General features: G+C 44.3%; 10 protein-coding genes. 7 read left to right on the top strand and 3 right to left on the bottom strand.

The window, feature by feature from the left end:
- Positions 1-169: 169 nt before the first annotated feature.
- Positions 170-1156 (bottom strand): potassium channel family protein, encoded by a 987-nt coding sequence (locus ACTWP7_RS13270; RefSeq protein WP_443123593.1) that lies wholly within the window; start codon positions 1154-1156, stop codon positions 170-172.
- Positions 1157-1421: 265 nt separating this feature from the next.
- Between ACTWP7_RS13270 and ACTWP7_RS13265 the strand changes: the two genes are divergently transcribed.
- The 7 genes from ACTWP7_RS13265 to ACTWP7_RS13235 all read left to right on the top strand — a co-directional run bounded on the left by ACTWP7_RS13265 (position 1422) and on the right by ACTWP7_RS13235 (position 9798).
- Positions 1422-2639, top strand: coding sequence for a M20 metallopeptidase family protein (locus ACTWP7_RS13265; protein ID WP_443123592.1), 1218 nt, complete (start codon positions 1422-1424; stop codon positions 2637-2639).
- Complete coding sequence (locus ACTWP7_RS13260) at positions 2629-3930, top strand: amidohydrolase (protein ID WP_443123591.1); 1302 nt, start codon at positions 2629-2631, stop codon at positions 3928-3930. The genes ACTWP7_RS13265 and ACTWP7_RS13260 overlap by 11 nt, the downstream gene beginning before the upstream one ends.
- Complete coding sequence (locus ACTWP7_RS13255; RefSeq protein ID WP_443123590.1) at positions 3923-5176, top strand: M20 family metallo-hydrolase; 1254 nt, start codon at positions 3923-3925, stop codon at positions 5174-5176. The genes ACTWP7_RS13260 and ACTWP7_RS13255 overlap by 8 nt, the downstream gene beginning before the upstream one ends.
- Entirely contained in the window at positions 5173-6477 is a 1305-nt protein-coding gene (locus ACTWP7_RS13250) for a hypothetical protein (RefSeq protein WP_443123589.1), read from the top strand. Before ACTWP7_RS13255 ends, ACTWP7_RS13250 begins: the two co-directional genes overlap by 4 nt.
- Before the next feature lie 107 nt (positions 6478-6584).
- Positions 6585-8114: an AbgT family transporter gene (locus tag ACTWP7_RS13245; RefSeq protein WP_443123588.1), complete on the top strand. Its 1530-nt coding sequence runs from the start codon at positions 6585-6587 to the stop codon at positions 8112-8114.
- Between the two features lie 925 nt (positions 8115-9039).
- Entirely contained in the window at positions 9040-9399 is a 360-nt protein-coding gene (locus ACTWP7_RS13240) for an STAS/SEC14 domain-containing protein (RefSeq protein ID WP_443123587.1), read from the top strand.
- Positions 9400-9441: 42 nt separating this feature from the next.
- A complete protein-coding gene (locus ACTWP7_RS13235) occupies positions 9442-9798 on the top strand; it encodes a DUF488 domain-containing protein (protein WP_443123586.1) in 357 nt (118 codons plus the stop codon).
- A gap of 23 nt (positions 9799-9821) precedes the next feature.
- Here ACTWP7_RS13235 and ACTWP7_RS13230 read toward each other — a convergent pair whose 3' ends face one another.
- Together ACTWP7_RS13230 and ACTWP7_RS13225 are read right to left on the bottom strand one after the other, a co-directional pair.
- Complete coding sequence (locus ACTWP7_RS13230; RefSeq protein ID WP_443123585.1) at positions 9822-10226, bottom strand: PaaI family thioesterase; 405 nt, start codon at positions 10224-10226, stop codon at positions 9822-9824.
- A complete protein-coding gene (locus tag ACTWP7_RS13225) occupies positions 10210-10614 on the bottom strand; it encodes a PaaI family thioesterase (protein ID WP_443123584.1) in 405 nt (134 codons plus the stop codon). The genes ACTWP7_RS13230 and ACTWP7_RS13225 overlap by 17 nt, the downstream gene beginning before the upstream one ends.
- Positions 10615-10622 lie beyond the last annotated feature (8 nt).

Below are 10622 nucleotides of genomic sequence, written 5' to 3'. Positions count from 1 at the left end.
GAATTTCTCCACATTGTATTACTATTATTGCTCTGCATATTCATTCTAGACGAAAGTGACTTACTAGGTTACTTTTTCTTTCATTCATAGACGAACAAGAATAATTAATTTCTATCATAGCACCTGAATGAATCCTCGTCAACCTTGCCCCAAACTTTTTTGTCAAAGGTCACATGGATGCCCCTTCAAACCGCTTCAATTGTTCCGAAGTTCCAAAAACGATAACAAGGTCATCTTCCATTATCGTTTTAGCAGCATCGGGGTTGTTAATGATCTCCGGCCCGCGTTTAATAGCTACAATGTTCACTCCATATTCTTCTCTGATCCTGGCTTCCTTTAAAGTTTGACCGATAAGTACAGAAGTGGATCTGATTAGAATTTCCTCAATATTGTAGTCATTGCTCTGATCGTGAAGCACGGTCTCCACGTATTCGACGCTGATTGGTTTCGTAATGGCAGTCGCCATTCTCTTTCCACCTATGTTTGAAGTGTTAATCACTTTATCCGCACCCGCCCGGTACAGCTTCTCTTCGGAAAAGTTCCGTTCAGCTCTTACGACCGTATAGATGTCAGGCTTAATCCCTTTTACCGTAACGGTGATAAATATATTATCCGCATCATTAGGGAGAGTGACAACCACCCCTCTTGCGCTCTCCAGCCCTGCCTGCAGCAGGATCTCGTCCTCGGTAGCGTTTCCTGTAATGCATAACGTCCCCTCTGGCAGCCGGGCAATCACGTCTTCATCTGATTCAATGACTACCAGCGAGTGACTTTCTTTATGTAACTGATGAAGGACTTGCTGCCCCACTCTGCCGAACCCGCAGATAATGATGTGATCCTTTAGGTTTTTAATTTTTTGATTCATTTTCCTTTTCCTCATTTCATTGGAAAATTCACCGTTGATAATTGCTCCAGCCGCTTGAGCCAGAATATAAGTTGTTACCCCAATTGCAATCGGAATGAGAATAAGGGTTAAAATCTTGCCTGCCATTGTATCTGGAGAAATATCCCCATACCCAATGGTTAACACGGATACAACAGCCAGCCACAAAGCATCAAAAAAAGAAAGCTGCTCCGTAATCATATATCCAATAATTCCGAAAAGAACAAGCATATGCAACAGTAATAAGGAAACGAAAACTTTGCGTTGATCCATCAATCCCACCTCAAGTTATCCCTTTCTTTTCCTATAATACCATTAGAGGCGGTTACGGAGTAAGATGAAATGTATCATTTCGGAAGCCTTCCCGTATAGACAACAAACGAGAAGTACCAAACTATGCTTTTTCCCTTTTTAAACCACTCTATTCAAATTTTCTAAATTTTTTGTCGAAAAAGGATGAAATTTATTTATATTTTGTTATACTACTTATTAACGGAACATTTAAGGAAAATGTCCTTAATTTAAAGGAGGAACATTTTTGAACAATATAAAAGAACTCATTTCATTTATAGAAAGCGATATTCTGAATATCCGCCGGACGCTGCATCAGCATCCAGAGCTCAGCAACCAGGAATATCAGACATCTGCTTTAGTAAAAGAGAAACTTACGGAATACGGTATTGAATTCCAAACCGGCTTTGCTAATACCGGCGTTCTCGGAATTATCCAGGGAGGACATCCGGGAGGGACAGTAGCGCTCAGAGCCGATATGGATGCCCTTCCGATCCAGGAAGCCAACCAGCATGAATTCGCATCTAAAAACGACGGAAAGATGCACGCATGCGGACATGACGCCCATACGGCTATGCTGCTTGGCGCCGGTTACGCTCTTCAACAGCAAAAAGAAGACCTTCATGGCACGGTTTTACTCGTCTTCCAACCTGCGGAAGAGACGTCTCCTTACGGCGGTTCACAACCTATGCTTGACGATGGAGTGTTTGATCAATACACCCCGGACGTCGTTTACGGTCAACATGTATGGCCAAGCCTCCCTGTAGGTCAAGTAGGTATTCGGGATAAAGAAATGATGGGAGCTTCCGACCGATTTAAAGTGACTGTTAAAGGAAGAGGAGGCCATGCGAGCATGCCTCATGATGGCAATGATGCTTTAATTATTACCAATCAAATCATCTCTAGTCTTCAAACAATTGTCAGTCGGAACGTAAATCCTCTTGATTCAGCAGTTGTAACCGTTGGCCGGATTGAAGGCGGTTATGGGTACAATGTTATTCCCGAACAGGTGGTTTTCGAAGGTACCGTACGTACTTTTAAACCAGAAGTGAAGGAAAAAGTAAAACAACGTTTCCACAGGGTCATTCAGCAGACGGCCGAAGCGTTCGAAGGAGAGGCAGAAGTAACTTATTATGATGGCTACCCCGCGACCATTAACACACCAGAATGGGCTCAGACAGCCCGCAAATCGGCCCAGCGTCTTTTAGGTGAAGAGGCAACACCTTCTCTCGATCCAGCTTTAGCCGGAGAGGATTTCTCCAGATTCCTGCTTCACTATCCGGGTGCCTTTATCTGGCTCGGCACTCAAATTGAAGATGCCGACAATCAAAAACCACTTCACGATTCTGGTTTTCAATTGAATGAAAAGGCCCTGCCGATCGGAAGTCGTTATCTAGTCCAGGTGGCACTGGATACACTACAAATCCTGGCTGAAAGTAAAGAAGGTGACCGAAGTGCCTCATAACGATTCATTCATTCAGGCTATCCAGCCTAAATTAACTGAATGGCGCCGTCACTTTCATAAATATCCTGAACTTGGGTTTATGGAATACTGCACCACCTATACCATTGGCCAGGAATTAGAGAAATTGGGCTTTACTTTATATGTAGGAAAAGATGCTCTACAAAGCGATTCCAGATACGGTGTTCCTGATGAAGAAACGCTTCAGGAAAAGGAAATAGTAGCTTCCGCGTCCGTAGATGACCGATGGCTTGCAGACATGAAAGGCGGTCACACCGGATTAGTCGCGGTTTGGGATACAGAACAAGCCGGCGACCACCTTGCTTTCCGCTTTGATATCGATGCTTTGCCGATTACAGAAGCTGAAGATGAACAGCACTTCCCTTCTAAACACTCTTTTGTATCCAAACATAAAGGTGTGATGCATGCTTGCGGCCATGACGGACACACCACCATCGGCCTTGGACTCGCTCATTTCATTGCGGAGAATAGTTCAGACTTAAACGGGAAGTTTACCCTCCTGTTCCAGCCGGCCGAAGAAGGCGGGCGAGGCGCAAGAGCGATGACAGACAAAGGCTGGCTCAATGGCGTGGACTATTTTTATTCCGGACATATCGGAATTCAGGATCTGCCTGTTGGAACGGTGGCGGCCACCACCAAAGGGTTTCTGGCATCAGCGAAATTAGACGCCCATTTTAACGGCCAGTCCTCTCATGCGGGTATGAAACCCGAAGAAGGGCGCAATGCCTTACTCGCAGCAGCCACGGCAGCGACTCAATTGCATTCCATCCCCCGGCACAGTGAAGGCATCAGCCGGGTGAACGCAGGAAAACTGATAGCCGGCAATGGACGTAATATTATATCGGACCGCGGCTTTCTGGAAATCGAAACACGCGGGGAAACGAAAGCCATAAATGCTTATATGCAAAAGGAAGCCAGACGTATGATTCAAGCTGCGGCGGACATGCACCAGGTCGATGTAGACATTGATTTCGTAGGTGAAACGGAGCAAATGATTTGTGACGATGCCCTTGCTACCTACATTTCAAAAGTCTGCGAACCTAGTGAGTACATTCAGAAGGTTTTTCCGGTGGCTCGCGTATCAGGCTCAGAGGATGCCAGTTTCATGATGAATGAAGTCCAATCCCAAGGCGGCCAGGCAACTTATATGCTCTTCGGCACTCATTTACCAGATAATCACCATTCCCCTTCCTTCGATTTTGAAGAAGAGGTCTTAACCACAGCACTGGATACGTACATTCACATCATAAAAGGGGGGCATTTGCTTGACTAACTTAGAAGAATGGCTGAATCGACATCTACTTGAATTAAATCTCACAGACGAGATGGATTATGAAAATGGATTTACAAGGCTGAGCTACACGGAAGAGGAAAAACAAGCCCAGCAGGCCTTTAGCCGAATTGCTGAAAACCTTGGGCTTGATGTTCATTCCGATCGGGCCGGTAACGTATGGGCAGACTGGAAAACGGATACGGAGGCTCCAGTTGTCGCTCTTGGGTCTCATGTCGATACAGTGAGTTCCGGCGGAGGGTATGACGGTGTTGCTGGTGTATTGACAGCCCTTGCCGCAATTAAACTTCTGAAAGATGAAGACTATACTCCTCATAAAAATATAAGCGTCATTTGTTTTGCTTCAGAAGAATCAGCCAGATTCGGTGTATCCACGATAGGCAGTAAAGCTGTCAGCGGACTACTCGACAAAGATGATGTGGCCGCTGTTGAGGACGCAGAAGGCGTAACCATTAAGGAAGCAGTAGAATCATTCGGCTTATCCTGGGATACGATTGATCAGGCTGAAAAAGGCGAGAAAGAACTAGAAAGCTTTTTAGAACTTCATATTGAACAAGGCACGCAGATTGAAAATAACGGAGCAGATATCGGAATCGTTCGCGGAGTAGCCTGTCCGATTCGTCTGCAGATAACAGCTGAAGGAATGGCTAACCACACAGGTACAACACCGATGCACCGAAGGTCCGATGCTTTTGCAGCTATCGCGCCGCTTATCACGTTTGTAGAAGAACAAGCCAACCAAATGAATGAAGAGCAGGACGTGCCTCTGGTAGCGACCGTGAGCACCGTTCAGCTTCATCCGAATGTGATGAACGTCATTCCGGGTCAGGTAGAGCTTGGAATTGATATCCGCAGCGTGGACGACACTTTGAAAAAAGAGCTGGCCGATCGAATTGAATCTTTTTGCAGGAAAATTGAAGCTAAACGAAAAATACAGGTTCACGTCAACACACTTGTGAACAATAACTCCGTATTCTTAGATCCGAATCTTCAAAGCAAGCTCGCAAAAGTAGTAGACCAACTCCAGTTAAACTCTATGGAAATGGATAGCGGTGCCGGGCACGATGTTATGAATATGGCTGAAAAATGGCCGTCTGGTCTCCTCTTCATTCCTTGCGAAGAAGGGATCAGCCATCATCCGAAAGAATACGCGTCCAACGAAGATCTGGCCAAAGGGGCCAGAGTAATGGCTGAATATCTAAAAGTTGAAACAGGTGAAAAGCCATGAAAACAACGATCGGAGTCATTGCACCTCATGACTCCTTGCAACAGATTATGTATGTAGCCAAGGAATTTGAGACGATCACATTTGTTCCTTATTCCTATGAACAGCTATCGGAAGTAAGCGACATTTTAACTCAACACCGATATGAAGTTGATCAATGGTTTTTCTCAGGCGTTTTGAATTATACGTACGCGATCGAAAATGAATTGATTACCGAAAATGAAGGAGCCTATCCTCCTCTTCACGGAGCGAGCTTCTTCGGAATTCTCCTTGAGGCTCAATTGGCCTCAAACCAAGTGTACCGGAAAGTCGGTATCGATACGATTGAAAGTGAAGAGTTTGAAAAGATTCTCTCTTATTACCAGCTTGAGGAATTATCCTATTATAATCATCCTTTTAAAAGTGGACAAAGTTCTGATGATCTCGTTAACTATCACACTCAATTATTTGAAGAAGGGAAGACGGAAGTCGTTATTACCTCTATCAAATATGTTTACCAGAAACTAAAAGATAAAGGGATCCCGGTTTTTCGTGTGACTCCATCTTATTTATCGATAAAGCTGATTATCCAGTTTCTTGAAGAACGGGCGCAGACAAACCTCTATCGTAATTCACAGGTAGCTGTCATCGGTTTCCGAATTAATCTGGATCCTGAACACTTAGAAGAACTCTATTACTCCTTCAAAACGAAGTACCAGGAACTTGATGTCCGACGTGCGCTTTATTCTATTGCCGAGAAAACCAATGGCTCAGTTATGCAGATGGGCGATGGGTTATTCTTCATTTTCACAACACGTGGAGAACTAAGCCATGAATCAGAAGCCGATTTATTTACCCTGATTCAGGATATCCGCCTTCAGACGAACCTTCAAGCTAAAGTATCGATTGGGTTTGGCGAAACAGTCCTTCAGGCAGAGCAGCACGTAAGAATTGGTTTCCGTCACGTTAAAGAGTACGAAGAACCCGTCATCCTGGTGGTCGATGACGATCAATCAATTTCGCTTAAACAGCAGAAAGAACAGATTGATTATCAGACGACCGATGTAGGGCAAGCCTGGAAAGAGAAGCTGAAAGATGCGAACCTCAGCCCAGGCGTCGTCTCTAAAATAGTCTCCTATGTGAAACATTACGGACGTGAACAGTTTTCGTCTCAGGATCTTTCCAGGTGGCTGAAAAGCACAGAACGAAACGGAAGACGAATTTTATCCGAAATGGAACGTGTCGGCATTGTGGAGCAAGCCGGTGAATCACAATCCGGTGAACGAGGCCGGCCGAGGAAGGTCTTTCAGTTCCTCCCTTTTTAGGGAGGAAGAGCCCTTCTTGCTACTAGACTCATGACGTTTACACAGTTTTTGGCTTAAAACGGAAGTATTAAGGAAAATTTCCCAAATTAATTGGAAGGGTGAAGCACATGAGTAACAACAATGAACAAACGAGTAAAGGTATGGCAAGGTTTTTAAACTTTATTGAACGAGTCGGTAACAAGCTGCCAGAACCGTTCATGCTATTTGTGTACTTGGCCGGATTTACGATTCTCTTCTCCTGGGTCGTTTCCCTATTTGGAGTCACCGTGGAAGAACCCGGTACGGGGGAAGAAGTTGCGATTCAGAGTCTCGTTTCAGGTGACGGTCTTGAGTATATCTTAACTTCCATGCTTGATAATTTTACTGGATTCGCGCCGCTAGGCCTTGTATTGGCTATGATGTTAGGTATTGGCCTTGCTGATAAAGTTGGCTTACTGGAAACAGCTATTAAGAGTACCATCTTGAAAGCACCAAAATCACTGATCACTTATGCGGTTATATTTGTCGGAATATTAGGAAACCTGGCTTCCGATGCCGCTTTCGTTATTGTGCCTCCTCTTGCTGCTATGGTTTTCTATACAATTGGACGCCACCCGCTGGCTGGTTTAGCCGCAGGTTTCGCAGGAGTCGGTTCCGGTTTTACAGCTAACATTATTATTGCTGGTACAGATGCCCTGCTTTCTGGAATTTCAACAGAGGTTATGCAAAGTATCGGCTCTGATATCGTGGTAACTCCTGTAGATAACTGGTATTTCATGATTGTATCTGTCGTTGTTCTCTCTATTACAGGGGCTCTTGTTACTGAAAAAATTATTGAACCCCGCTTAGGAAAATACGAAGGTAAAGGTTCCGAAAACGAATTGGAAGCAAGTACCACACTAGAGAAAAAAGGTTTTAGAAATGCTGTTATATCAGGCTTAGTCTTTATCGCTATTCTTATTATTGCTCTTGCATGGCCTGGGTCCGCTTTAAGAAACGAAGAAGGCGGTATTATTCCGTCTCCATTCTTAGATGGCATTGTTCCAATTATTCTATTCTTCTTCATCACCATCGGTATTACCTATGGTGTGACGGTTAAAAAGATCGAATCTACTCGCGATATTTCCGGGTTTATGAGTGATGCGATGAAGGATATGTCCGGATTTATTGTCCTGATTTTTGCGGCCGCTCAGTTTATTGCTTACTTTGACTGGACCAACATTGGTACGTGGGTCGCTGTCAGCGGTGCGAATGCACTTGAAGCTATGAATATGACAGGCTTGCCGGTCGTTGTTGGCTTCTCCATGCTGACCGCACTGATGAACCTGCTAATCTTCAGTGGATCTGCCCAATGGGCGCTTGAAGCACCGATCTTCCTGCAGATGTTCTATCTATTGGACTATCACCCGGCATTCATTCAAGCGGCTTATCGTATTGCCGATTCCTCAACAAACATTATCACCCCAATGAACCCATATATCATCGTGGTTCTTGCCTTTATGCGGGAGTACAACAAGAAAGCTGGCTTAGGGACATTGATTTCCCTCATGCTTCCGTACAGTATTATCTTTTTTGCCATCTGGGTCGTACTGTTAGTTGCCTTTGCACTGCTTGGCATTCCATTCGGTCCTGGTGTCGATATGTATATTAATCAATAATTGGATTTATAGAACGCCTGCTATTTAAATAGCAGGCGTTCTTTTTTATTGCTTAACTTAACTTTGGCGGATTGTGGAAGACTCCGTTTCGAGATAAATCGGGGTCCGTTACTTAATAGGTATAGGGATGGCGGGGAAATAACTCGTCTTGTTCCATCACCCAGACACTCGAGACATAAGCCGTTCATCAACGGACGGAAAGACCACCGTCCTTTTGATGCTCGGCTTATGCTGTTCGTGTCTTTCGGGGTGATTCCACATTTGAACACTTTCCTATGGCCCTACACGACGTAGGGTCGATCGACGTTGCCACAGGACGTGGCGACCTTAGTCGATCCTCCTTTTACTATGAGCTTCCTCACTCGTTACACTCCCTGCGGGATCTCCCCTAATTCCTTCTCCCATGGGAGTCTCGCCATTTCCCCACCAACCCCGCCGAGTAAGAATAACGGACGCTTTTATAAGAGAGGGTGCTCACCTTCTTAATCGGTCCAAAATGCTTTTATGCCAGGCTATTCCACACCGGTATAGGCTGAAAATAGCCTCATGATCCCATGATTTTTTCTCGTGAACCCGTCGATGTCTTAAATGGTTTCGAGTTTCTGATTTGGCCAGGTCCGGAGGGGGACGATGCAGACTCCTGCGGGATGGACATGATCGGTGAGATCCCGCAGGGCTGTTAAGCCCGAGGAAGCTCAGCACATGCCCGCGGAAAGCGAAATCGTCCCCCGAAGGACCTTCCGCATAACCAATATCTCGAAATCAAGTCTTACAGAAAAGGGAGCTTATCTTTAAGAATCAACTTGGAGATTTAATAGAGCTATCAAAAAACCTCACTCTATCGATAGCACTATGTTTATACAATGACTCAATGGGAACAGGTAAACACACGAACCTAATCTACTATAGAAAGCAGGTGTCTTCTATGTTTACGTTTCTTTCAAGTCGAGACGCATCCACTATAGTAATAGACATTAGAGAGAAATTAACGGGTCATGATGCGAGAATGCTTGATGATTATATACAAGGCTATTTTGATGATGATCAAAATTTTAAAGTTTTAGCCTTTGTTCCTGAACTTAACGGTTCCACTCTTGAAGGTTTCTGGGAAGGGACAAAGGTTAATTTAAAACGATGGAGACAGTTTTCAAAATTCGCAGTAGTTACTGAAAGAGCACTGATAGAGATCGGCACACAGGCAGCAGATTATTTACCAGGTTTAAAGGCACAGGATTATAAACCGAACCAGTTGGAAGAAGCGTGGAACTGGTTAATAGAAGATTGAGAAACTGACCTTAAAGAATCACCCCCCGGGGAGGTTATTTTTTTGTCCATTTTATTAAGGCGGATTTATGATGAAAATAAAACTTTAGGAGGCCACAGGGTACTGGTTGATCGTGTCTGGCCAAGAGGAATTTCCAAAGAAGATGCGGAACTTGACGAATGGCTTAAGGAAATTGCCCCAAGCCCGGATCTTAGAAAATGGTTCAACCATGACCCTGCTAAATTTAATACTTTTAAGGAAGCTTATCGTAAAGAGATTAAGGCTAATTCTGAAGCACAATCGAAAATTCAAGAATTGAAGGCAGTGGCAGCGGATAAACGTTTACTTCTCCTCTTCGGATCTAAAGATAAAGAACATAATCACGCGGTCGTGCTAAAGGAAATAATAGAAGATAAATAAAAGCTCAGTCCTGGACTGAGCTTTTATTTATCCCTTATTAATTTATACGTACCGATTCCTTTTGCCAGCATAGTCCCTTCAGAATCATATAGCTCTCCTTCTGCCGTTACAATCCGGTAACCTTGCTGCAGGATCCTCCCCTTTGCCGTTATGCTGCCGCCTGCCGAAGGTGCCAAATAGTTAATATTTAAATTCATGGTTGTACACCGGGTTTTAGTCGTAGAGCGAATAGCCATTCCTATAATTAAATCAAGCATGGTCGCATGAACGCCTCCATGCAGTGTGCCATTTACATTGAACAACTTTTCCTGAACAGGCAGGTTCAGAAGAACATTTCCCTCTTCGAAATGAATAATATCAAACCCAATATGGGAAAAGAATGGACTGGCTTCAAAACTTTCACGTACTTCATCAATTGTCTGTGTCATGCCTTTGCCTCCCTATTGACCGGTTCATTACTTTAAAAGTCCCGGCCGCTCTGGCTGTCAGGTTTCCATCACGGTCCATTACGCTTCCTTCTCCTGCAATCACTTTTCCATTTCTCCAGATTATTGTGCCCACTGCTGTAAATGGTCCACAATTCGTAAAGTCAAAATAATTGATATTTAAATTTACTGTTGTGGTCGGCTTCTGGACTAACTCTGCTATGGTTGAACCAATCACAATATCGAGCAAGCTAGAGAATATACCAGGGGGGATGGTGCCTTCGGCCGATAGAATTTCCGGCCGCACTTGAAGAGTGAGAATAATTTCACCTTCTCGACCCTTATGTTTAGTACAGCCTATGTGTTCAAAAAAAGAAGATTGACCTCTCACTCTCAAAT

The organism is Halobacillus sp. B29 (assembly GCF_052246755.1).
In the GTDB taxonomy this organism is placed as follows: Bacteria; Bacillota; Bacilli; order Bacillales; family Halobacillaceae; genus Halobacillus; species Halobacillus halophilus.
The sequence above is the reverse complement of the archived record's forward strand: the minus strand, read 5'-3'. Positions and strand labels throughout refer to the sequence as shown.